The sequence below is a fragment of the Soehngenia longivitae genome (genome assembly GCF_004684055.1).
GTDB classification, from domain to species: Bacteria; Bacillota; Clostridia; order Tissierellales; family Tissierellaceae; genus Soehngenia; species Soehngenia longivitae.
In genome coordinates this window covers 23,162-46,807 of sequence record NZ_SRIB01000002.1, presented here as the reverse complement: position 1 = coordinate 46,807, position 23,646 = coordinate 23,162, and the positions used below count along the sequence as shown (strand labels likewise).

General features: G+C 32.1%; 23 protein-coding genes. 1 reads left to right on the top strand and 22 read right to left on the bottom strand.

Annotated elements, in window-relative coordinates:
- Positions 1–18: 18 nt before the first annotated feature.
- The 21 genes from E4100_RS01810 to E4100_RS01715 all read right to left on the bottom strand — a co-directional run bounded on the left by E4100_RS01810 (position 19) and on the right by E4100_RS01715 (position 18,950).
- Positions 19–1,023: a proline racemase family protein gene (locus E4100_RS01810; RefSeq protein ID WP_135270272.1), complete on the bottom strand. Its 1,005-nt coding sequence runs from the start codon at positions 1,021–1,023 to the stop codon at positions 19–21.
- A gap of 14 nt (positions 1,024–1,037) precedes the next feature.
- Positions 1,038–1,283, bottom strand: coding sequence for a hypothetical protein (locus E4100_RS09635; protein WP_209315221.1), 246 nt, complete (start codon positions 1,281–1,283; stop codon positions 1,038–1,040).
- A gap of 27 nt (positions 1,284–1,310) precedes the next feature.
- Complete coding sequence (locus E4100_RS09630; RefSeq protein ID WP_209315220.1) at positions 1,311–1,763, bottom strand: glycine/sarcosine/betaine reductase selenoprotein B family protein; 453 nt, start codon at positions 1,761–1,763, stop codon at positions 1,311–1,313.
- Positions 1,760–1,984, bottom strand: coding sequence for a CBO2463/CBO2479 domain-containing protein (locus E4100_RS01800; RefSeq protein ID WP_135270268.1), 225 nt, complete (start codon positions 1,982–1,984; stop codon positions 1,760–1,762). The genes E4100_RS09630 and E4100_RS01800 overlap by 4 nt, the downstream gene beginning before the upstream one ends.
- Entirely contained in the window at positions 1,971–3,836 is a 1,866-nt protein-coding gene (prdA, locus tag E4100_RS01795; RefSeq protein WP_135270267.1) for a D-proline reductase (dithiol) proprotein PrdA, read from the bottom strand. The genes E4100_RS01800 and prdA overlap by 14 nt, the downstream gene beginning before the upstream one ends.
- Positions 3,837–3,847: 11 nt before the next feature.
- Positions 3,848–5,134: a proline reductase-associated electron transfer protein PrdC gene (gene prdC, locus E4100_RS01790; protein WP_282097101.1), complete on the bottom strand. Its 1,287-nt coding sequence runs from the start codon at positions 5,132–5,134 to the stop codon at positions 3,848–3,850.
- 121 nt (positions 5,135–5,255) lie between these two features.
- The gene (locus tag E4100_RS01785; RefSeq protein WP_135270263.1) at positions 5,256–6,638 is read right to left on the bottom strand and encodes a sigma 54-interacting transcriptional regulator; all 1,383 of its coding nucleotides are present in this window, start codon (positions 6,636–6,638) and stop codon (positions 5,256–5,258) included.
- Between the two features lie 92 nt (positions 6,639–6,730).
- Positions 6,731–8,095 carry a HAMP domain-containing sensor histidine kinase gene (locus E4100_RS01780; RefSeq protein WP_167792044.1) on the bottom strand — a complete coding sequence of 455 codons (1,365 nt, stop codon included), beginning with the start codon at positions 8,093–8,095 and terminating at the stop codon, positions 6,731–6,733.
- Positions 8,085–8,771 carry a response regulator transcription factor gene (locus E4100_RS01775; RefSeq protein ID WP_135270259.1) on the bottom strand — a complete coding sequence of 229 codons (687 nt, stop codon included), beginning with the start codon at positions 8,769–8,771 and terminating at the stop codon, positions 8,085–8,087. Before E4100_RS01775 ends, E4100_RS01780 begins: the two co-directional genes overlap by 11 nt.
- Before the next feature lie 47 nt (positions 8,772–8,818).
- Positions 8,819–9,121: an SHOCT domain-containing protein gene (locus tag E4100_RS01770; protein WP_135270258.1), complete on the bottom strand. Its 303-nt coding sequence runs from the start codon at positions 9,119–9,121 to the stop codon at positions 8,819–8,821.
- A gap of 12 nt (positions 9,122–9,133) precedes the next feature.
- Positions 9,134–9,301 (bottom strand): SHOCT domain-containing protein, encoded by a 168-nt coding sequence (locus tag E4100_RS01765; RefSeq protein ID WP_135270256.1) that lies wholly within the window; start codon positions 9,299–9,301, stop codon positions 9,134–9,136.
- A 115-nt stretch (positions 9,302–9,416) separates the two neighbouring features.
- Complete coding sequence (locus E4100_RS01760) at positions 9,417–10,262, bottom strand: metallophosphoesterase (RefSeq protein ID WP_135270254.1); 846 nt, start codon at positions 10,260–10,262, stop codon at positions 9,417–9,419.
- Between the two features lie 34 nt (positions 10,263–10,296).
- Positions 10,297–10,776 (bottom strand): 23S rRNA (pseudouridine(1915)-N(3))-methyltransferase RlmH, encoded by a 480-nt coding sequence (gene rlmH / locus E4100_RS01755; RefSeq protein ID WP_135270252.1) that lies wholly within the window; start codon positions 10,774–10,776, stop codon positions 10,297–10,299.
- Positions 10,777–10,813: 37 nt separating this feature from the next.
- A complete protein-coding gene (gene tpx, locus E4100_RS01750; protein WP_209315232.1) occupies positions 10,814–11,326 on the bottom strand; it encodes a thiol peroxidase in 513 nt (170 codons plus the stop codon).
- A gap of 79 nt (positions 11,327–11,405) precedes the next feature.
- Positions 11,406–12,164 carry a 5'/3'-nucleotidase SurE gene (surE, locus tag E4100_RS01745; RefSeq protein WP_135270248.1) on the bottom strand — a complete coding sequence of 253 codons (759 nt, stop codon included), beginning with the start codon at positions 12,162–12,164 and terminating at the stop codon, positions 11,406–11,408.
- A gap of 12 nt (positions 12,165–12,176) precedes the next feature.
- On the bottom strand, positions 12,177–13,313 hold the full coding sequence (gene htrA / locus E4100_RS01740; RefSeq protein ID WP_135270246.1) for a serine protease HtrA: 1,137 nt from the start codon (positions 13,311–13,313) through the stop codon (positions 12,177–12,179).
- Positions 13,314–13,324: 11 nt separating this feature from the next.
- On the bottom strand, positions 13,325–14,119 hold the full coding sequence (locus E4100_RS01735; protein ID WP_135270244.1) for an MBL fold metallo-hydrolase: 795 nt from the start codon (positions 14,117–14,119) through the stop codon (positions 13,325–13,327).
- Between the two features lie 19 nt (positions 14,120–14,138).
- Positions 14,139–14,999, bottom strand: coding sequence for a two-component system regulatory protein YycI (locus tag E4100_RS01730; protein ID WP_135270242.1), 861 nt, complete (start codon positions 14,997–14,999; stop codon positions 14,139–14,141).
- An 11-nt stretch (positions 15,000–15,010) separates the two neighbouring features.
- Positions 15,011–16,423 (bottom strand): hypothetical protein, encoded by a 1,413-nt coding sequence (locus E4100_RS01725; RefSeq protein ID WP_135270240.1) that lies wholly within the window; start codon positions 16,421–16,423, stop codon positions 15,011–15,013.
- Positions 16,424–16,441: 18 nt separating this feature from the next.
- Positions 16,442–18,259: a HAMP domain-containing sensor histidine kinase gene (locus E4100_RS01720; RefSeq protein WP_135270239.1), complete on the bottom strand. Its 1,818-nt coding sequence runs from the start codon at positions 18,257–18,259 to the stop codon at positions 16,442–16,444.
- 1 nt (position 18,260) lies between these two features.
- Positions 18,261–18,950, bottom strand: coding sequence for a response regulator (locus E4100_RS01715; protein ID WP_135270237.1), 690 nt, complete (start codon positions 18,948–18,950; stop codon positions 18,261–18,263).
- Between the two features lie 287 nt (positions 18,951–19,237).
- Here E4100_RS01715 and E4100_RS01710 point away from each other — a divergent pair, with 287 nt between their 5' ends.
- Positions 19,238–21,934, top strand: coding sequence for a cation-translocating P-type ATPase (locus tag E4100_RS01710; RefSeq protein ID WP_135270235.1), 2,697 nt, complete (start codon positions 19,238–19,240; stop codon positions 21,932–21,934).
- Positions 21,935–22,000: 66 nt separating this feature from the next.
- On the opposite strand, the gene E4100_RS01705 is transcribed toward E4100_RS01710, so the two are convergent.
- Positions 22,001–23,404, bottom strand: coding sequence for a M23 family metallopeptidase (locus tag E4100_RS01705; protein ID WP_167792043.1), 1,404 nt, complete (start codon positions 23,402–23,404; stop codon positions 22,001–22,003).
- Positions 23,405–23,646: the final 242 nt, after the last annotated feature.

Here is a 23,646-nt window from a genome sequence, read left to right as displayed (position 1 = left end):
TAGGGAAATCCTAGCCTTTTAAAATTCAATTCCATGTTCAAATATATCTTCGTCTTCTAAAACTAGATTATTGTATGCAGTTATGAATGCTCTTCCAGTGATTTCAGGAATTATGCCTTTAAAACCTCCTACCTCAACTTCTCTTCTAACTTTTCCTCTTAGCAAACTTCCTAAAACACTCATAGATGAAATACTCTCATCAATCCCTATTTCATTTTTATGATACATCAAAGCAAGTTTTGCAGATGTTCCCGTTCCACAGGGAGATCTGTCAAATTGATCTTCTCCAAATACTACTATGTTTCTATACCCCTTCTCAATGTCTTTTAATGGTTCGTAAAACTCAACTAAATCTACCGTATTGATACTAGGCAGAAGAGGATGAACTACTTCAAAGTGTTTATTGATGTAATCCCTTATCTTTATTCCTAAGTCTCTGAATTTATATATATTTTCTTTGTTTATTTCAAGCCCAAAGACTTTTGCAGGTACCATTGCAAAGAAATTTCCCCCAAAGCATATATCTACATTAAAACTTAAAAATTCATCTAAATCTACTTCTATATCAGTGGCATATACAAATGATGCTACATTTAAAAAACTTATTTCTTCAACTTTTTCGCCATTTACTTTTGCATTTACGTCTACTAGTCCTGCTGGAGTATCTATTTTAAAACTTGTGATCGGAGATTGTTTTTTAATAAGCCCCATTTCCAAAGCAACTTTAGATGTTCCAATAGTACCATGACCGCACATATTTAAGTATCCTCCATTGTCCATAAATATGACACCTATTGAGGCTTCTTTATGAGTAGGTTCTGTGATTATCGAGCCAAACATATTGTCATGTCCTCTCGGCTCTCTCATTAAAAATTTTCTCAAATCATCTAGGTTATCGCTTAAATACTTTCTCTTTTGTGCCATATCTTCACCTAATACAGGAGGAAATCCTCCGACTACGACTCTAGTAGGTTCCCCTGCTGTGTGAGAGTCAACTGTGAGTATATTCCTTTTTAGCTCCATTTTATCGTCCTTTCTTAAACTTTCGCAATGTATTCGTAATCCAATGGCACTATAGTCGCTGGTGTGGTTATCTCTACTAGAGCTTTTAATGTGTCTCTTAAAATTCCCATTTGCATTTTAACATTGTTTGGTTCACCAACATTTGCGCCCATCGGAACTCTAGGTGCAACTACTCTTGGTGCTCCATTTTGTTTGGCTACTGGAGGTAAAGCTGCTATCAAAACTGTTGGTATACCTATTTTCTCAATTGCTCTCTGCAAAATCACGGCAGAGCGATGACAAGTACCTCACCCTGCAGTTAGCACAACTGCATCTACTTTTATCTCCTTTAACTTTTCAGCGATTTCAGGTCCTGTAACATTTGTAAAAGTTTCTATATCTCCTCCACCGCCCATAGTTCCAAAATTTAATTCAGCAACTTCTTTTATAAACCCTTCTTGAACTAATTCTTTAAGTCTATCTATTGGAAACATAGAATTAATGTCTTTATTTACATCTGCATTGTCGTATCCTCCATGGCTTACCATTAAATCTTTTCCACTAGCTTCTCTTGGTATTACCCTGTAACTCGGATCTCCTGCTAAATTGAATCTTTTATCTGTTTTTAAATGTACACCAGCACCAGTCACTAAAGCTATTTTCATCTCGTCTAGTGGTTTTTTTACAGGTGCCCAAACTATTTCCGGCATTAAGGGAACGTATATTTCTGATTTTAAGTTCTTTACTACTGTTAGTTTCATATCATAATCCCCCCATTTTTCTCTGATATAACTTCTGGGTAACTCAACATAAAAGAAACTTCATCTCCTAGTTTTATCTCTTCATCAGATATTATCATTCTTCTCGAAAGACTTAATCTGCCTAATCTTCCATTTATTTCAATAACGACAGCCATATCAGAAATCTCTGTAACAACTCCTGTGAATAATCTAGGCTCTAAATTGGTTTTAATTTCTTTCATGGTCGTCTTCCCTCTCATAAATTTCTAATCTCTTTTTGCTTTTCTCTAAAATTGTCTCATTAGGGGATAATTCTATTTTTTTGCCTGTAGCTTCTTCTATTAAACTTATATTTGAGAGTTTTACATCTGAGTTGTACTTTCTTTCTGCCTGTTTTATCTTCTCCCCTGCAATCTTTGCTTTTAACATATATATTGCTCTAATTGCATCTTCTTTAGTTAAGCAGTTGTTTTCTAATATCTCGTTTTCGATCCCCTGACTCGATTTATTCAAATCTACTAATGCATCCATATACTTATTTCCAACTACAAGTTGCCCTTGTACTCCTGCAAAAGTCATCCCCACTACCTCGATACCTCGTTTCCCGATTTGCTCTATATGGCTTGCAAAATCGATATGATTATTTCCAAAACCTTCAGTAGTCACAATAGCACCATCTACATTCATAGCTTCAACAGTGTTTCCTAAAAGTTTTGACACATAAAATTTTTCACTGTTTATCTGAGGTGAGCCCACTAATATTACGGCTGTTAAATCTAATTCTTCATCGTTTAGCATCTCCAATACGAGTGGTTCCCTAAAGTAGTGTCTTGAAGTCTCTTTTGATGCCGGTCCAATGCAAGTTAATGCATGGATACATCCATCTAAGATTTGCAGCGGTGTAACTACCACTGGGACATTTCCTAAATCAACATTAGCCTTAGCACCATCTATGCCTACAGGTTCATATGGCATAATCAAGTTGTCATGCATAGCACCTTGACCCATTATTTCTTTAACAATGACAACTTTCTTTCTTCCACTGCTCTTCTTATGTTCAAATGTCTCTTCTTTATATATTAAATCCTCGCTAGCTTTCTTTAATGCATCTCTTATCTCTTTAGTTATGACCTCTGTAGCTTTATGTGCTGCCAATGGTCCTGGTCTTTCCATATTCTTTTCTCTCTCTATAACCACTCGGGTCTTTATGAGTATATCTCCAAAATCAGGCGACCCCGCCCTGTTAAACATTATGTTTCTGTCCATTTCGCCTTCAGATGAGCCGAATTCAGATATTTGATAGCCTCTCTCATCAATTCCAGTTACTACCATACACACTCCATCTATTACCCTTGTTATGCCATCACCAATTTCCCCTGATTCTTTAACAGCAATAGGTTGAACATCCATTATTGTATCGCTGTACTTTGAGTAATCCGAGCTAGTCACTATATCTAAAGTGACATCTCTAATAAGTGGATCTATTGATTTTGCTTCCTCTATCAATCCTTTTCTCAAAGTTAATCTATTGCCTTCGATCTTAGTTTCTTCACCTAGGACTACTTCTTCTATTTTTATATGTTTTCGAGTTAACCTAGATAGTAGTTTTTCTTCTTCAACATAATTTTCATCTTGAATTTTCTCTTCGTTTTGAATATTTGATGGCAATTTCTGGACATTTTGATTCATCATAAATAAAGGAAATTCAAGTTCAATGTCTTTTCCTTCTCCGATTTTTATCTTAACACTAGGAATATTTGTTAAAATATTGCCTAAATTATTATCAATAGGAACTTCTTTTTCTTCCTCTTTATGCTCTTCCCTGTTTAAATTGTTTTCCCTATTTACTCCCTCAACATACGTTTCCGTCAAAGCTGTGAGTGCATCCGCAGTCTTTTTTAATTTTAAACCAAGCACTTCGCCAATTTTAAGTGCATTTTCGGGAATAGTAAGTAAATTTGAATCGATTAAATCAGGTATTATCTCTGGGTCTTCAAGCATTGAAGGTTCAATGGTCCTTCCTTCTTCAAATCTACAACAAGTAACAGCATAATCATCCTTGTGTAGAAGTGCTTTTTCTAAATCGATTGACATCTATATCACTCCTATAATTTTATTCTTCTGATCAGTCTATGCCCATATGCTCTTAATATGTGATCTGTGCTGTGATAAACTCCAACTCCTAACCTAGGAGCCACTTCCATTATGGTATTCGTTCAGTGTTGACAGCTACCAATTAAGAGTGCCTGAGCACCTTGTCTTTTTAAATTCAATACTGATTCTGCTTGTCCAGGACATACTCCAGGAAGATTACATCTTAATCTGTTGTTGCCTATATCTTCCATTCTCTTGCAATTTAGACTCGCTACAACTTCTGCATTCATTCCTTCTGCAATTTCCTTCAGCCTTTCAATACTCGCTCCACATTCGCATCCGAGTAACCCAAGTTTTCTCTTTTCAGTTGGAAATGGCATGCTCACAGATATCCCACCTATAACTTTTGTCACTGGATAAGAAAAATCTACTTTCTTTCCAGTAAAAGCACCTCCTGCAACTATTTCTCCAAAAGGTTCTACTACTCCTTTAGACTTATCAATCATAGCTTGAAAACTCATTCCTATTGGAACATCTAAATAGACTTTACCACTTGGCGTGTCAATTACCCTTCCCCCAACTGTCAAATCCTTATCTATGACTGGTTTTCTCTCGTCTACACAAAGTGCTATGTTTTTTAGAGTTTCGACATTTAAAACTACAGCTCCTGCTTTTATGGGAAGTTCTCCAGGCTTTAATTCAACGCCTAAAAGCTCCCTTACTAGAACTCTCTCATCCCCTGATGGGTAGAGGTCTTTTACGTATTTTATAGAAATGTTTTTAGAATAAATTGCCTTGTTTAATGCTTTAATAGCATCTTCATGCTTTTCTTTAATCGCAATTATAGCTTCATTGACATTTAGAGCTTGCATGGCTAATTCTATACCTCGAATTATCAGGTCTGAATTGTTCGTAGCTAACTCTATGTTATGATGTAAATTTGGCTCACACTCGCTAGCATTTGCGATCAATATTCCATCCACTAGATTAGATTTAAGCTTAATGTGAGTTGGAAAACCAGCACCTCCATCCCCTACAATCCCTGCATCTTCAATCATTTCAATTAATGAATCTTTCTTTTCTAATCTGATATAATCATCTTTATCAAAAGAACTAGCCTCGATGATAATAGAATCTTCATTTAATTCTTTGACAAATCCATTTGCACTTGAATGAATATTTGCACCCAATCCATTTGGGATTGCAATGAGCTGACCTCTTTTTACAAATTCACCTTTGGATACAATGGGCTTTGCTATCGCTCCAGCTCCTTGCCTCAACAGAATGTTTAGTATCATTTCACACCTCCAATCCTTGTTAATTATATATCATTTATTATTGCAATTTTCATGCCATGCACCTAAATACAGCTTTTTAAGATTAAAGCCAATAAAAAATGTCTAATATTTGACGATATCGTCAAATATTAGACACATCTATGCTGTATGTATTGATTTTATAGTGAAGCGTTGATCGAGGTATCCCTAGTATTTTTGAAGCTTTAGCTACATTTCCGTCTGTAGACTTTAAAGTGTTTAAAATCATCATCTTTTCATATTCTGATATCGCTTCCCTTAAAGTCTTTTTGTCATTATCATATTCTATTTTAGTGCTCTTAAGTATGTATTCAGGTAAATCATCTTTTTTTATCAAATCTGACGATGAAAGTATCGCAATCTGTTCGGCTGCATTTTTTAATTCTCTTATATTGCCTTTCCAACTATATTTTGTCAAGATTTTGACAGAGTCTTTATCTAATCTAAATTTCACACCTTTTTTATCTTTTTTGTCCTTGTTTACTTCTTTTAAAAAATGTTCTAATAATGGGATTATGTCTTCTTTTCTCTCTCTTAAAGGTGGTAAGTTTATCCTTATGACATTTAACCTATAATATAAGTCTTCTCTAAATTTACCTTCCTCTACTTGCTTTTCTAAACATTTATTTGTGGCAGCTATTATCCTCGTGTTTATCTCTATGTATTTCTCTGCACCTACCCTTTTTATCTGCTTATCCTCTAACGCCCTTAACAGCTTAGATTGCATAAATAGAGGTAAATCCGCTATTTCATCAAGAAATAAAGTGCCATCTTTTGCCATTTCGAAAAATCCTTTTTTCCCTGAGGTATTAGCTCCTGTAAAAGCTCCTTTATCATAGCCGAAGAATTCACTCTCAAATAAATCATTTGGTATGGCACTGCAATTGACTGGAATAAAGCTTCCCTTTACTTTGCTTTGTTCGTGGATAGCCCTTGCGAATACTTCTTTCCCTGTGCCACTTTCACCAGTTATTAGAATGCTTGCAGTGGTTGGTGCTGCTCTTTTAGCTATCTCTATCATGGTTTGCATTTTTTTGTTTTTACTTTGAATTGAGTTCCAAGAACCCGTTAACCTCATTATCTCTTCTTCTAAAAATTCTGCCCTCTCTCTTATCTTCTCAAGTTCATGATTTATGCTTTTTATGGCAGATATGTCTTTTTCTGTGCTTATAACTCCTTTAAACTCACCGTCAACGATTATTGGTGCTGCATTTATGATTATATGGCTTCCTTCTCGAGGTGAGTGATAGACATCTCGGTATATCCTCTTGTCCTTAGCAACTTTTATAGCTATTGCATTCGAGAAATAACTATCTATTCTTTCACCTACGATTTCAGTTCTATCGATATTGTAGAGTTCTTCTGCGTATTTATTCCAATACATCACGATACAGTCTTTATCTGTTATGCAGATAGCCTCTTGAAGATCATTTAAAAGTGAATCAATTATCTTTATAATACCTTTTTTGTCTTCATAAGAATACATAATTTCCACCTTTACATGTAGTTTTAATCATATTATATCACAATATGTCTACATGAATAGCAATGTGAAAAAATCAATTTTTATGCATCTTATTAAGGTTTAATTGGTAAAAATACAGTAAATACACTTCCTTCTCCTACTTTTGATCTAACTTTTACTTCTCCACCTAAGATTTCTACATTTTCTTTAACTATATATAGCCCTATTCCCTCTCCTTGTTCAGTTTCATTTAAACCTCTATAATAGGCGTTAAATATCTTATTTAATTCACCTTCTCTTATTCCTTTTCCTTGGTCCTTAACTTCTAATACAAATTTATCATTTTCTATCCTATATGAGATATTCACTTTTTTATCAGGCTCAGTGTATTTATAGGCATTTGTCAAGAGATTAAATAATATCTGTGTGAATTTATACTTATCAGTAAGGATTGTTATGTCATCATCATTGTCTATGGTAAGAAGTATTTTTTTATTTTCAAATTGATTTTTTAATCCATTGACTATTTGCTTGATTAATTTATTTATCTCAACTTCTTCTATTTTTAGATCAGCTGCGCTATCATCGTCTTCAATTATTCTATTTAAATTGCTTATTAGAAAAGTTAAATTTTCTACTTGGCTTTTTAATACCTCTATTTCTTCATGATTTGATTCAACAATTCCATCTTCAATAGCCTCAAAATGAGAATTTAAAACTGTTAAAGGGGTTCTTGTTTCGTGAATTAATTGATCTAATAATTCTTTTTTTGCCTTTTGTTTCAATTTTAGCTTAACGGATAGATCTTCAAGACTGTTTCTTAAATTATTTATCTCTTTTATCTTTGTGTTCTTTGCTTTTACAACTTTTCCTTGTTGGATCTCTGTCGCTAGATTTGATGTGTATCGTAAATCAGTGCTTATTTTTCGGCTTGTTATCAATGCAATAAACACTGAAATGAGCATTGCTATTCCAATTGATATTAAACTATTTATAAAAAGTGTACTTCTAAACATATTGGCAATTATTGAACTATCATAGTCCTCAAATCTTGTTATATAAACAGTACCAATTATTTCATTGTCATTTTTTATTTCAAACACATCAGTTGTTGTTTCTGTAGAGACTCTTCTAAAAGGCATTCGCATATTCATCCTGCCATTCATGTTTCCACTAGGAATATTAGCTATAGTTTCAACATCAGCTAATAGGGTATCGTCCTTAAAAACCCTAATTCTTACTATAGGATCCAATAGATGTGTTTCAAGTTCTGCTTCGAGCTTATCGTAATTCAAATCTTTTGAGGTCAAAGCAGAAGAAAGATAAGTAGATATCTGCTCTAAATGTTTCTCATAGGCTTTATCTAAATAATCTAAAAAATACCTATCAGTTAAAGACGCAAATATAGAGGAGTTGATGATGACAGTTATTAAACATACTCCCAAGAGTAGTATTAATAGTAGTTTTCTAATGCTCATCATTTTCTCCTCCAAACATATAACCTGCTCCGTATTTAGTTACTAAATATTTAGGATTTGCTGGATCATCTTCTATTTTTTTCCTTATTCTTCTTATGTAGCTATCAATGTTTCTGTCAAATCCTTCATAATCGTTTCCAAAACTCAAAGCTATGATTTGATCTCTATTTAATATTATACCTCTATTTTCCATAAAAACTTTCAATAAGTTAAACTCAGTAGTAGTAAGATCTACTTCTTCATCATTTTTTACCAATTTCATGCTTTTTAAGTAAAGTTTTAATTCTTTATATTCTATTATACTTTCATTGCTTTCGTTGTAAAGTCTTCTGAATATAACTTTTACTCTTTTAACTAATTCTCTAGGGCTAAAGGGTTTGACCACATAATCATCCGCACCTAGATCAAATCCTTTTAGCCTATCAACTTCTAATTCCCTTGCTGTAAGCATAATTACAGGTGTATTTGAAAATTTTCTTATTTCTTCTAATATCTGAAATCCATCAATAAAAGGAAGCATTATATCTAAAATGATAAGATGAAAGGTGTCACTGGCTATATAATCTAATGCACTTAGTCCATCATAGACGCATTCTACTTCATAGCCTTCTTTTTCAAGATATTTAGCGACAATATCACTTATGTCTTTTTGATCTTCAACAACTAATATTTTCATATTTTCACCTTCATCTTATCATTTGTTTTCTCCCAAGATACTCTGTGTTATTTCCCTCTTAGTGCTTTTTTCTTAGCTAAATATTCTTCATCTGATATCTCACCATTGATGTATTTTTGATTTAAAATTTGAACGAATTCATTGGATTCAAACTTTCTATTGTTACTCTTTTTGACGAACAACACTACCAATACAACAACTGCAACAAATACTACAAATGCCATAAATGCCATGAATATCATAGCAGGATGGAAAAAATCAAAACCTCTATTTACACCATCTTCAAAGTATCTATATCCATTTTCTCCAAAAAATCTATCAAATCCGTTATATCCCCTTAAGTGCATCATTTTTTACACCTCCTAGCTTTCAATGTTTTTCTTCATTCTCAAATATGTTTCTTCATCAATCTCTCCGTTTACATATTTTTCTTTCAATTTTCTTAAACTCTCATCTTCTTGGTGTTTAAAATCAAGTTGACCGTTTTTATACAATACAAATAGTATTAAAATCACAATTAATAATATCACTAATACTCCCTCCTTTTAGTACTATTATGTGTTTAAATTGTTGCTAAATTATGACTAAAAAATAAATCTGTAAAAAATTTATGTTTCTTTAAATTTAATTATCTTTTATTGCTTATTATTTTGCCTTTAATTCTATAACAGGCAAATGAATTCTGTTGTTTATCCTAAAAGGTATCACACTTCGCCCCAATCCTCTGCTTACTATCATTACTCCACCATTGTTTGATTTGTATGTTCCTGAAGTATATTTAGGAAAAAACCCTTGATTAGGTGCAATAAATCCTCTTTTAGTAAATGGTAATCTAAATTGACCTCCATGTGCATGCCCTGTCAGTACGAGTGATGGTATAATAATATTTGTTTCTCGGAAGTACTCATCAAATAATTCAGGTCTATGTGCTAACATCACTATTGGTTTGCCTTTGATTTTTTCTATGTTTTTTATCTTTTCTTGACTGAATTTTACATTATCTTTCAATCCTATAAAAGCAATTTCTTTTCCACCTTTAGCATATATATCAAATTCATTCTCGAGTAGATTTATGTTGTGTGTTTTTAGCAGCTCTTTATATTTCTCAATATATTTATTCCCAGTTTCATGATTACCTAATACAGCATAAACTTTTGTTATTTCTGACAAATCATCAAGCAGTAATTCTAATTGACTATAGTCTAAATTTGTTCCTCTGCTTATAGTATCTCCAGTCAAAACTATTACATCCGGATTTTCTTTCTTCACTAAATCAGTCAATTTACCTATTTCTATTTCATTTTGTGGTATATGTAAATCAGATATTTGGACAATTTTAAATCCATCCAATTCGATTGGTAAATTATTCATTTCTATTATGATTTCTTCTTTATCTAACCAATTATTCTGCGAAAATAAATATATTCCTATTATTACTAATAATAAAAAAATCTTCACTTTTTTAATCCTCAATTCCTTAATGTTATTCATATTTAATACCTTCTAAATGGTTTTTTTTAATTTATTATTTGTGATAAGTTTCATTGTTTATTATCTTAAAAGCTCTATAGATTTGTTCAATCAAAATTAATCTCATTAGCTGATGAGGAAATGTAAATTTTGAAAAAGATAATTTCAAATCGCTTTTGTCTAGAACATCTTGGGATAGTCCTAAACTTGCACCTATAATAAATGTAATAGAAGAATATCCATCTATCATAATCTTAGACAATGTTTCTGAAAATTCAACAGAATCTAAAGTTTTTCCATTTAATGCTAAACTAATTATATAATCTTTAGATTTAATATGTGAAAGTATCTTGTTGCCTTCTATTTGCTTTATTTTCTCTATTTCTTTGAATGATATATTTTCTTTTAATTTTTCATCTTGTATTTCTATTATATTTACTTTAGCAAATTTTGAAAGTCTTTTTATGTACTCATCTATGCCATCTTGTAAGTACTTTTCTTTTAATTTACCCACTGCAATTATATTTATCTCCATTGTTCCTCCTATAAAAAAAGCCTTCCAAAAGGAAGGCTTATAATAGTTCTTTTGCTACTTCTATTGGTTTATCATAGTCAGGGTGATTTGTCCCTTCTTTTACATATTCAACATACTTTACAGTGTTGTCTTTATCTAATACTATAACTCCTCTAGCTAAAAGTCTATTTTCTTCCATCACAAAGCCGTACTTAAGACCAAAATCTAAATCTTTGTGGTCTGATAAAGTTAAAACTTTATCTATATCATGAGCTGAACAGAATCTCTTTTGTGCAAATGGAAGATCCACAGATATTGTAAGCACAATCACATCATCTAGTTTTGCAGCTTCCTCATTAAACCTAATTGTTTGCAATTCACATACTCCTGTGTCTAATGAAGGTACTACTGAAATTATCTTTACTTTATCTCCAGCATCTTTTAATGAATATGGTGTTAGATCTCCCTTTAAAACAGTGAAATCTGGTGCTTTATCTCCTACTTTTATCTCTTTGCCCAAAAGGGTTACTGGTTTTTGTCCAAAAGTTATTGCGCCTTCTCTTCTTTCGATGTTATCCATTGTATCAATCACTCCTTTGTTTATTCTAATCAATTGATACCCAAGTTTCATTTTTATATTCATTTCATTTTTAGATTGAATTTACAATCAATTCTTCCAATTGCTTGATTGCATCAAAATTTGTAAAATCATACTTTAATGGGGTTAGAGTTGGATAACCATTATGAAGATAATATCTATCAGTTCCCATTACTTTTTCGCTATCATCTCTGCCAATTGCTTTATATATTATTTCTCCATTCCCATTGTGATGTGTGCTATAAAAGTCATAAATAGGTCCACCAATTTTACATATTTTCATTTGAGCTAAATCTTCTTTGAGCTTGAATGGAGTGTTTAGATTTAAGACCATAGGTGCAAATGAAAATTGTTTTAGTTTCTCAACAAGTTTCAAAGCATACTCTGCGGCTATTTCATAATTCACTTTTCCTTCTGTCCACTCAGCTGATACAGCTATACTAGGTATGCCAAATAAATTCGCTTCTATCGCAGCAGATACTGTACCAGAATACAATATATCTGTGCCAGTATTTGCGCCCATGTTTATTCCAGAAATGACTAAATCGATGTTTTCTTTTTTAAAGAGTTGCATTCCTATCCTAACACAATCTGCAGGTGTCCCCGATGTGCTATATGCTTTAGTCTCTAAATCTTCCAGTTTTACTTCTTTTATAATTAAAGAATCTAAAAAAGTTATAGTATGGCTTTGTCCGCTTCTTTCAACATCTGGTGCTACTATCATTATTTCATGCTCTTTTGACAGTTTTTTAGCCATGGTGTATAAGCCTTTTGCAAATATCCCGTCGTCATTTGTTAACAAAATTCTCATTATTTTCCCCCATTACTCAAATTCTATTGTTAAATTCAATATCTCACCATTTCGGTTGATTTCTATTTCTACTTTATCCCCCGATTGATAGTTATAGAGTTCTTTTCTTAATGCAGATAAACTGCTTATTTCTTTATCTCCAAGCTTAGTTATGACATCCATCGGTTTTATACCTGCTTTATCAGCTGGTGAATCTGGTATCACTTCAACAACCAATACTCCTTTTTCTGCTTTTATCTCTGCACCCATTTGCCTTTCATATAGGTCTATGTCGCTACCAGAAATTCCTAATGAAACAGGCTCTATATTTTTATCTCTTATTACACTTTCTATAATAGGCTTGACCGTATTTATAGGGATAGAAAATCCTAACCCTTCACCTGTTTGAATTTTAGCAGTGTTTATTCCGATTACTTGCCCTTTAGCATTTAACAGTGGCCCTCCGCTGTTTCCAGGATTTATAGAAGCATCAGTTTGAATTAAATCTTCCATTACATTGTATCTAGTAACCTGGATAGACCTATGAAGTCCGCTTATCACTCCTGCGGTAACAGTTCTTTGAAATTCAAGCCCAAGTGGATTACCAATTGCTATTGCAATTTCTCCGACTTCTAACTTATCTGAATCTCCCAATTCAGCAGCTATTAGATTTCTTGCATTTACTTTTATAATTGCTAAATCCAAAGTAGGATCATACCATATAACTTCCGCTTCCTTTGAATCTCCATTTTCAAATAACACATTTATTTCTCTTGCTTTCCCATCTGCTATTACGTGAGAATTTGTCAATATATAACCATTGCTATCGACTATTACCCCTGAGCCAACACCTTCGACTGTTCTAGACCAAATAAATTCCTGTTGTACTTGAATTGTAGTAATACCTACAACGGAGCTCATCCCTTTTTTTGCCACAGCTGAAACAGTGTTTATTTCATCTGTTGGTTTTATGTCTATTGTGTTTATTATCGGCGCTTCAGAATTATACTGATATATCTCAGGTAAAGGTATTATATTCCCATACAGATAAGTTGGTGCAACATATGCAGTTATTATTCCACCTATTATAGCGCCAATTATCGCAACTAAAAAATATGAAAATTTACTGGGTTTTTTTGGTTTTTGATAGTAATTTCCATAATTGTCCATTTGCTTTCCTCCTAAATGTGAAAAATTTCAGTGTGATTGTCCCTATTTGTTAAATAGATATTTACTTCCTTATCAACATCATATCCACTTCTTTTAAGCCCATCATGAATGATCTTATATGCTAATTGAGGAAGATTGTTTTCTTTGCTTAAATGAGCTAATAGTACCCGTTCGTTTTCTCCAACTAATACTTCATTTAATATTTCGAGGCAAGCATCATTTGATAGATGGCCTTTTTGACTTAATATCCTTTCCTTTAAATATATAGGATATGAACCATTTCTTAGCATTTCTACATCATGATTTGCCTCAATAAAAAATAAATGAGATCCTCTTATTTTTGATTTTATACCCTCATTTACGCATCCTGTATCTGTTAATATAGTGATTTTTTTCATTTCATTAAACAATAAATATCCTAATGGATCTAAGGCGTCGTGACTCACATTGAATGGATGTACGAGAATGTCTTTAATCTCAAAGTTTTTATTTGCATTAATTATTTTAATGTTTTCTGATTTTACTGTCTTTATGATTGGTTCCATCGCTATCCATGTTTTTTCATTTGCATATATGGGTATATTGTATTTTCGCGACAATATCCCCACGCCTTTAGCATGATCTATATGTTCATGTGTCACAAGTATTGCATCTATTTCTTTTGGATCCACATCGATATTATTTAAAAGCTCTATTACTCTTTTTCCAGTAAATCCAGCATCTACTAATATTTTAGCGTTTTTAGTTTCTATATATTGACAGTTACCGCTACTCCCACTTGAAAGCGAGCAAAATGAAAATGACATATTAATCCTCCTAGTTATTCTATTCGAAGTCAAGTATTATCTTATACCCATCGCTAAATTGAATTCTCCATGCTGGAATAGTTCTACCCTCAACTATTTCTTTGTATCTTGAAAAATAATCTTGTTTCTCAGGATCAAAATAATAGCATATGGATATATCTGTAATTGTCTTACCATACACTTCTTCTCTCATTAAAAGTTCCATTAGTGCTTTTTTTGCCGGTATAGTCTTTAATACAACATCTTCGATTTTATTTACATCAAGCCATGTTCTCTCCATCTTAAATACTTTTCCATTTCTAGTTTCAACAGTTGTAAAAGAAGTTTCTAGATAATTTTCATCAAAAATATTTGAATATGACAGATAACATTCTTCTGCTGTTAGACTTAAAAAAGTGAGTTTCATATCATCAGTTGAAAATCCTCTGTTCTTCATAAATTCCATAGCAATTTCATTTGCTCTCCCTGATGAATTTGGTGAATCCATAATTTCATAATCTAAATTTTCTTCTGTTTCAGTTTCTACTTCATAGATGAGAAGTTTTCCGTTTATCACTGTTACTATTTCATTTTCATGTGATACTTCATATATATCCTCATTTATATAGTTTATAGAACCTTCTCCATCAAAGAATCTTTCATTTATATCATTAGCATCATATATTTCATATTCTACTACAAGTCCATTTAACTCATTATTTCCAGTGGGTATTTTAACATCTAATAATATTCCCTTTTCATTTAATTTGTTAATCACTTCTGCTTCATCAAATTCATGTGACTTTGCTTCCATTCTTTCAATTAAAAAAATACTTCCTATCAACAAATTTACGATAATAAGTGCTATAAGTAAAATTGTCTTAGCTTTTGACCAATCCAAAAAAAACCCTCCTAATCGACATACATCAATACACCATTATATACATTAAATAAGTAATTTTTACCAAATGCTTCTATTGCCCAGACAGGTATGAGCCTTTCATTTTTTAATTTCAAATTGGGATCAAAATAAGCTGGATAAGCATCTGTTATTTCGCTTATTACCTCTTGTTTTGTTATTTTGTCTTTATCATTTATCTCCTTATTTTCTATAAATTGTGCTTTTAAATAATCATAATTTTTATCAATGATTTCCGAGTAACTTAGCATTGAAGAATTATCTTCATACGAGGTATAGCTTAATTGTTCCTTTAATTTAAATATTTGTTTAAAATTCCTTACTTCATTGTTAAATACTTCTATCACGATATCATGAGAGCTTTCTTTGTTCTTTACAAATGTTTTTATACCATTGTCCTTATAGCTTAAAATAAATTTATATCCTTTATTTTTGCCTGCTTCTATTGGTATTATCTCGTCTAGTGTAAATTCATATGGGAAGAGGGAATTTTTCGTTATGAAATTCACAGCTGTGTTCAAACTTAAAAACAAGTTTCTTTCATTTTCATCATTTTTCAATGGGCTATAATAAGACACGAGTCCATTTGGATTTATCTTTAAAACATTTGAATTATAAAAGTATATAACCGAACCATTGTCTTCTTTTATTTGTCTAATATAATATTTGTCCACTCCGAAAAATCTTTCAGCTAATTTATCTTTCTCTTCCATATTGATTAAAACAACTTCGTTTGATACATAAGTTATAGGCATCTTCATCATTATTTCGTCATGAACCAATAAATTTTTTTTCATTTGACTTAAATCCAAATTTGTCAAATTTACTTCATTTAAATTATTTTTATCTATAACTTTCTTAAATCTCACTATCATATTTGACATATCAAAATCATCATCTTGAATTAAATAATCCTTATCTTTGTTAGATAAAAGTAGAGAATATTCGCCATCATATAAATATATGCCAAAACTACTAATACTTTTTATTGTGTCTATTTTGGGATTAACTTCTTCAATATCATACGCCTTTAAAAGCAAGTTCAAGTTGATCTCATATGGATAGCAAAACACAATGTCAGGAAATTTTAGTTCTTTATTATCCTCATCTACTTCATTAATTTTTAAAGTACTCTTAGAAAGTATCTCAGACAAAGTATTCATTGCAGTATCAAAAAATTTTTCACTTGTTACATCATAAATTGTAAAAATTTTGCTGTCTGAAGTCTTTAAATAAGCTTTGTTTGGTACTAATATATCTAGGGGAGTGTAAGTATAGTCTTGTGTAATAGCAAGATTTTCTGTGTTTTTCTGTTCGATTTTATTTGCGGTAGAAAATTTATATATAAGCACTATACTATTTAACACAAGTATGATTATAAGGAGTGTCTTTAGTTTTTCTTTCATTTTATTATACTTCCCTCTTTAGATGTTATCTGATTCCTGTATTATTTCTTCTAACAACGGCAACTTAATTTTAACGATAGTTCCAGTTAAATTTTCACTTTCTATCTGAATTTTACCATCGAAAGCTTCAATTATCTCTTTAGCTATTGATAGACCTAAACCAGTACCACCTAGATCTCTACTTCGTCCTTTTTCTACTCTATAAAATCTATCAAACACTCTGTCTATATCTTCTTTTGGTATCCCTATTCCATTGTCAATTATTTCAACGACAACATAAGGGTCTTCTTTAGTCATATTTACTTTTACATATCCATTGTTTTCAGTATATTTTATTGAATTGATAATTATATTTTGAAAAACTTGTATAAGTCCATCTTTGTCAGCATAAGTATAGTAGTTCTTATCTGAGTTAAAAGTCATTGAAATGTTTTTTTCATTTGCCATGATCTTTAATTTTGATATTATGTCTTCTATTATTTCATTTATATAAAGTTTCTCTTTATTCCACTTAGTTTTTTTGTAGTCTATATTTGAAAGCTGCAAGAGATCACTTACGAGTCTACTCATTCTATCACACTCTTCATCTATTACAGTTAAAAATTTCTTTTTATAAGCCTCATCTACATCATCAATCATAAGCGTTTCAGTGTAACTTTTAATGGTAGTTATAGGTGTTTTGAGCTCATGGCTGACATTTGCGACAAATTCTTTTCTCATCTTGTCTAGATTGTGCTCTTGAGTGATATCTTGATATACTATGATAAGACCTTCTATTGACTGATTTTCGTTTCTATAAGGTGCATATTTAACTTTGTAGACATTTCCGCTTATCTCAATTAGCTTTTCTCCATTTAACGTGGTCTCATCTTTATAACTAATCCCCAATAACCCTAACTTGCTTAAATCCAAAATGTTTTTTCCATTATCGATTTCAATGTTTTCTATGCTTAGCAGTTTTTTCCCAATTGGATTGGCATGAATTAATTCTCCGTTTTTATCTATTGCTATTACGCCTTCTGCCATATAACTAAAAATTGTGTCCAATTTATTTTTTTCTAGTTCCATTTCATTCAATGTTTCATTGAGCTTTAAAGTTAGCTGATTAAACATATTAGCTAATTGACCTATTTCGTCATTGGATTTAACTGAAACATATTGATTGAAATTTCCTTGGGTCATCTCAAAAGCTTTTCTAGTTACGTCTCTTATTGGTTCAGTTATGCTGTTTGCTATCAAAAACCCCAAAAGTATAGTAGTAGAAAGCGCGATCATAGTCGCTCTGGTTAACACAGAGCGAGTATAGCTTAAAGTACTTTCCACAGTTGATAGATCAGATGTCATGTATAGTACTCCTGATATTTTTCCGCTAGTTGAATAAATTGGATATGCTATGTGTTTAAGAATCTTTCCATCTAATTCATCTGTTAACACGGCTTCTGAAATGACACCGGAAAATGTATCAATGACAAGCTTAGGGTCGATGAATTTATTTGAAAGAGCACCTTTTCCGATTAAGTAGATATCTTCTCTTGATGATGTAGCAATTATTTTGGGCACATCTTCATCGTAAATAGCATATATTGTCTCTCCTTGAGCAAGCCTCCAATCGTTTAGAGTGTTTTGTATCTGCTCTTGGTTTTCAAGCCAATTGTCACTTGTAAAATAGCTAGAAGTATAAGATATTGCTTCGATGTTATTTTTCATAGATACAGTTACATTTTCGAGCTGCTGGGCTTCCAATCTATTTACAATGAACGCTCCAACTATAGCCATTGCTATGAACACTAAGAGAAAATACACTACAATAAATCTCCATTTTATGCTTGAAAACATGTCATTCCCTCCTAAAGTAGTAGCCTACTCCTCTTTTAGTCAATATATACTTAAAATCTTCATCAGGTGTTTCTATTTTCTCTCTAAGCCTTCTCACTGTAACATCAACTGTTCTTATATCTCCGAAATATTCATAACCCCACACATTTTCCAACAGATGCTCTCTAGTAAATACTTGCCCACTATTTAAAGCTAAGTGTTTTAAAAGTTCAAATTCTCTAAGGGTTAAATTTATGATTTCTCCATTCTTTCTAACTTCGTATTTAGACAGATCTATACTAAGTCCATCGGTTTCTATGATTTCATTTAAATCCTGCTCGCCATTAAAATCTATTCTCCTTAAATTCGCTTTTACTCTGGCAATCAATTCTCTCATGCTAAAAGGCTTTATTATATAATCATCAGCCCCCAATTCTAACCCTGTTATCTTATCTTCTTCGTCTTCCTTCGCTGTCAATATGATTATTGGCATTTTATAATCTGGCCTAATTTCCTTTAACACTTCGAATCCATCTTTTTTAGGCATCATAATATCTAAAAGTATCAGTTGATAACTGTTTTCTTTAATTAATTTAATACATTCTTCACCGTCAAAACAAAGTTCAGCTTCAAATCCTTCTTTTTCCAAATTAAATTTGACTATATCTCCAATAGCTTTTTCATCATCAGCTACCAATATCTTTGCTATCATTTGATCACCCCATGATAAATTGATAATTAAATTATTACTTATATTGGTCAATAAGTCAATGTTAACCAAAACTTAATTTGGGTAATATAAATATGTATTGAATTTAGGGAGTCTTTCTACTATAATAGAGTATATCAAAAGGGAGTAGCTAGAAAAAGATAGTCGTCAATACGGTTTAAACCCGGCTATCACCTATTTAGGTAGCAAGACTTTTGTTCATGTTTATGGGCAAGAGTCTTTTTTTCTATTAGCTCATAAATATTACTAAATGAAAGAGGTGTTATTTGATGAATTGGTATAACAAAAGTGCCGATGAAGCTCTCAAAGAGCTTAATGTCGATCCTACTAAGGGCTTAGACACCGCAAGTGCAAAAGAAAGACTTGAAAAATACGGTGCAAATGAGCTAAAGGAAGAGAAAGGTAAAAGTTTCTTTAAAAAGTTATTGGCACAATTCAGTGATTTTCTTGTCTTAATTTTAATCGCAGCTGCTTTAGTTTCTTTTTTTATAGGAGAAACGCAAGATTCAATAGTTATAATTGCGATTGTAATTGTTAATGCGATGTTAGGTCTTTATCAAGAGGGAAAAGCTGAGAAAGCATTAGACGCTTTAAAAAAGATGGCCTCACCTACTGCAAAAGTAGTAAGAGATGGAAAAACTGTAGAGATAGGTTCAAGAGAACTTGTACCTGGGGATATAGTAATTTTAGAAACAGGCGACATCGTTCCTGCAGATTTGAGGATCATTGATTCAAAAAATTTAAAAATTGAAGAAGCATCTTTAACTGGTGAATCTGTAGCTGTCGAAAAAGATTCATCAAAAGTTTTAGAAGGTGAAGTTGCTTTAGGTGACAGAGTAAATATGGCATATATGAGCACTATAGTTACTTATGGAAGAGGTAAAGGTGTTGTAGTTGGGACAGCTGCTGATACTGAAATAGGTAAAATCGCTACTATGATTCAAACTTATGAAGATGAAGCTACACCCCTTCAAAAGAAATTAAATCAGCTGGGAAAAATACTAGGAATAGCAACTATTTTAATTTGTATTGTCGTATTTGCTGATGGTCTAATCCAAAACAGAGATCCATTGGAGATGTTTATGGTATCTGTAAGCCTTGCAGTAGCAGCTATACCTGAAGGATTGCCCGCAATTGTAACAATAGTACTTGCTATTGGAATGAACAAAATGGTCAAGAGAAATGCTATTGTAAAAAAATTGCTAGCAGTTGAAACCCTTGGTGCTACTTCTGTTATATGTACAGATAAAACTGGTACTTTAACACAAAATGAAATGACAGTAGTAAAGGTATACACCAATGATAAAATAATTGATATCGAGGGAGTTGGATATGAGCCTAAAGGGGATTTCAAATTAGGTGATGAAAAAATCTCTCCACTCGAAGATAAAAATGTTCAAAGCTTATTGTTGATGGGTACATTGGTAAATGATGCAGAGCTTGTCGAAAATGGCGGTCAGTATAAAATCGTTGGAGATCCTACTGAAGGTGCATTGGTTACATTGGCAGCTAAGGGCGGCATCGAGCTAGATTCTTTAGATGAGAAATACCCTAGAATTCAAGAGATACCTTTTGATGCGTCAAGAAAAATGATGACTACATTTCATGAAGGTTATATTGAAAATAAAATAACAGCTATTACAAAAGGCGCACCTGATTTATTGATTCAAAAATGTTCTCATATTCTTTTAAATGGCGAAGTGGTTCCATTTACTGAGGAACTTAAAAAGAAAGTTTCAGATACTAATATAAACTTTTCAAAACAGGCATTGAGAGTACTGGCAGTTGCTTATAAGGTGTTTGACAAACTCCCTGATAATCTAGATCCAGAGAATATAGAAAAAGACATGATATTTGTTGGATTATCGGGTATGATAGACCCTCTAAGACCAGAAGCAAAAGAAGCAATCAAATTGTGTAAAAAAGCTGGCATTGATATCAAAGTTATAACTGGAGATTATAAAGAAACTGCATTTGCCATAGCAAAAGATTTGGGTTTAGTAGAATCTGAAGATGAAGCTATGATGGGAGAAGAATTAAATAAAATTTCCGATGAAGAATTAAGAGAAGTTGTAAAAAGAGTAAAAGTATTTGCAAGAGTTTCTCCTGAACATAAAGTAAGAATTGTAACTGCACTAAAAGAAAATGGTGAAATCACAGCAATGACTGGCGACGGAGTTAACGACGCTCTAGCTATTAAGAAAGCAGATATAGGTATTTCAATGGGTATAACTGGAACCGACGTTGCAAAAAATACAGCTGATATGATTTTAACCGATGATAACTTTGCGAGTATAGTGTCTGCAGTTGAGGAAGGAAGAATAATATTTAGCAATATAAAGAAATTTGTTTTCTTCCTGTTATCCTGTAATATTGGTGAGATTTTATTAGTATTTTCAAGTATTGCAGTATTCAACTGGCCAATACCATTGTTGCCTATTCAGCTCTTGTGGTTAAACTTAGTAACTGATAGTTTCCCTGCTCTCGCATTAGGTGTGGAAAAAGGCGAACCAGATATAATGAGTCATCCTCCAAGAAATACAGATGAAGCAATTCTCGATAGAAAAATGCTTTTGGGAGTATCATTCCAAAGTTTAGCTATAGCAGCAGCATCGCTGTTATCATTCTGGTGGGCACAAAATTCTTATGGTAGTGAAAATTTAGCTCTTGTTAGAACAATAGTATTTACAACATTGATAACTGCAGAGTTGTTGAGAGCTTATTCTAGTAGATCGCAAAAATACACTCTATTTAAAATAGGATTTTTCTCAAACAGGCAAATGGTGTTAGCAACTCTCGGAGCATTTGCTTTGTTGTTAGTTGTACTTTATGTACCATTTTTACAAGATATTTTCTATACACAAGCACTCACTTTTAATGAATGGAAAGTAATAATTCCTTTAGCTTTCATACCTTTAATAGTCGGTGAATTGTCAAAAATAGTTCTATCTAGATTTCATAAATAATCGCAGATTAAAAGCTCTGGCAAATTTGCCAGAGCTTTATTTTATATCAATACCTATCATTGATAACTAATAAATATATGAAGCAGGATTTTTATTTACTCCATTTTTTAACACTTCAAAATGAAGGTGAGAACCTGTCGAATTTCCAGTGGAACCCATTTTCCCTATAACTTGTCCTTTATATACTCTCGTGCCAGAACTTACGAGTATTTTACTTAAGTGAGCATATCGTGTAGTGTACCCATTTTCATGGTCTATCTCTATCATATAGCCATAACTTCCTTGATATCCTGTGTATACAACTTTTCCCCCATCTGCGGCATAAATACTAGTTCCTACACTATTTGCAATATCTATTCCTAAGTGCATCCTAGATCCTCTATTTCCATAAGGTGATGATAATCTTCCTCTAGTTGGCATCATGAAAGTTCCTGTTGCCATTGTCTTTGGCGGCTCTTTTGTACCTTTAGCCACCACTTCTGTTCTCGGTTCTGTAATTACTGTTTCATTAACTACTTTCGTTTCAACTAATATTCCATTGTGTCTTATTTCATTTGCAGTAACTTCTGCTTCCCCTTTAGTTCCTTTAGTTATGATCTTCTTTTGGGTGTTGTACATTGAATCGTCTTCTTTAACAGTTACTTCATAATCTAATTCTTTAGTATACTCAACTTCTTCGACAGTTACTACAGTTAAGAGAGGTTGAGGTACAATCAGATTTACTTCGTCTCCGGGTTTTAAGTCTTCTGGTACTACGTCGGGATTTGCTGCTATAAGCTTCTCAACATCTGTGTCATACATCAAGGATATAGTCCATAAACTTTCGCCGACCTCAACAATATGAGTTTTCTTTGCTTCTTTTCCATCTTTTATCTTTTGAAGTACTTCTTCTGCATTCGCTATGTCAGCTACATTTACTTTTACTTTTTGTATATCAATATTCTCTAAGAACTTGACCTCTTTTAATGTACTTTCTCTATCTTTTATTTCTGTGTATGGTTTTTTGACATCTTCTAAAATTTTCTCTATCTCTGAGCTATTCTTAAATACCCCTATAGTCTCTCCATCGATTACTAATGCGAATCCATCTACCTTGAAATCAATCTCTCTTTCAACATTCTTCTTTAGATCTTCTTTATCTGTATATTTGTCTCCAAAAATATTAGTTTCTTTAAAAATAATCTCATCTTCTAGCTCGATTTTAGCATCATATGTATCTTCTAACTCTTTTTTAATTTCATCGTAAATAATTAGTGCTTCCTGCTTTTCTTTTACTACCCCCACTACATTTTCTCCTATTGAAACAGAATAAGCTTTAGTAACAGTATTTACTATTGAAAAGCTTACAATAATTACAGCAACAGCCGTAAAAGAAATTATGATTTTATGAAAGTTTTTAGTATCGTTTTTTAAATCTATTACTTTTGTTTTAAATCTATTCCAATAGGTTTTAATCGGCTCCTTTTTCATCTCTACCTCCATTGAACACCTAATGTGAAAATTTTTGTAACTGTTTTGTAACAATTACTAGTTAATTATACCAATATGAACTTTTATTGACAACTTCTTAATAAAAAACATAAAAAAAATGTAAACCAAAATATATCTGATATTTTCTTTTCTATATCAGTTATATTAACGTTTACATCATTGTCAATTTATGGCTTTATAATTATAATTAAATGTTACAAAAATTTAATATTTTATTTTTA

Bases quoted from the DNA above. Each gene is read 5' to 3' on its own strand.
- E4100_RS01810 (WP_135270272.1), bottom strand. From the start codon at position 1,023: ATGGAGCTAAAAAGGAATATACTCACAGTTGACTCTCACACAGCAGGG.
- E4100_RS09630 (WP_209315220.1), bottom strand. From the start codon at position 1,763: ATGAAACTAACAGTAGTAAAGAACTTAAAATCAGAAATATACGTTCCC.
- E4100_RS01800 (WP_135270268.1), bottom strand. From the start codon at position 1,984: ATGAAAGAAATTAAAACCAATTTAGAGCCTAGATTATTCACAGGAGTT.
- prdA (WP_135270267.1), bottom strand. From the start codon at position 3,836: ATGTCAATCGATTTAGAAAAAGCACTTCTACACAAGGATGATTATGCT.
- E4100_RS01785 (WP_135270263.1), bottom strand. From the start codon at position 6,638: ATGTATTCTTATGAAGACAAAAAAGGTATTATAAAGATAATTGATTCA.
- E4100_RS01780 (WP_167792044.1), bottom strand. From the start codon at position 8,095: ATGAGCATTAGAAAACTACTATTAATACTACTCTTGGGAGTATGTTTA.
- E4100_RS01775 (WP_135270259.1), bottom strand. From the start codon at position 8,771: ATGAAAATATTAGTTGTTGAAGATCAAAAAGACATAAGTGATATTGTC.
- E4100_RS01770 (WP_135270258.1), bottom strand. From the start codon at position 9,121: ATGATGCACTTAAGGGGATATAACGGATTTGATAGATTTTTTGGAGAA.
- E4100_RS01760 (WP_135270254.1), bottom strand. From the start codon at position 10,262: ATGAATAACATTAAGGAATTGAGGATTAAAAAAGTGAAGATTTTTTTA.
- rlmH (WP_135270252.1), bottom strand. From the start codon at position 10,776: ATGGAGATAAATATAATTGCAGTGGGTAAATTAAAAGAAAAGTACTTA.
- surE (WP_135270248.1), bottom strand. From the start codon at position 12,164: ATGAGAATTTTGTTAACAAATGACGACGGGATATTTGCAAAAGGCTTA.
- htrA (WP_135270246.1), bottom strand. From the start codon at position 13,313: ATGGACAATTATGGAAATTACTATCAAAAACCAAAAAAACCCAGTAAA.
- E4100_RS01735 (WP_135270244.1), bottom strand. From the start codon at position 14,119: ATGTCATTTTCATTTTGCTCGCTTTCAAGTGGGAGTAGCGGTAACTGT.
- E4100_RS01725 (WP_135270240.1), bottom strand. From the start codon at position 16,423: ATGAAAGAAAAACTAAAGACACTCCTTATAATCATACTTGTGTTAAAT.
- E4100_RS01720 (WP_135270239.1), bottom strand. From the start codon at position 18,259: ATGTTTTCAAGCATAAAATGGAGATTTATTGTAGTGTATTTTCTCTTA.
- E4100_RS01715 (WP_135270237.1), bottom strand. From the start codon at position 18,950: ATGATAGCAAAGATATTGGTAGCTGATGATGAAAAAGCTATTGGAGAT.
- E4100_RS01710 (WP_135270235.1), top strand. From the start codon at position 19,238: ATGAATTGGTATAACAAAAGTGCCGATGAAGCTCTCAAAGAGCTTAAT.
- E4100_RS01705 (WP_167792043.1), bottom strand. From the start codon at position 23,404: ATGAAAAAGGAGCCGATTAAAACCTATTGGAATAGATTTAAAACAAAA.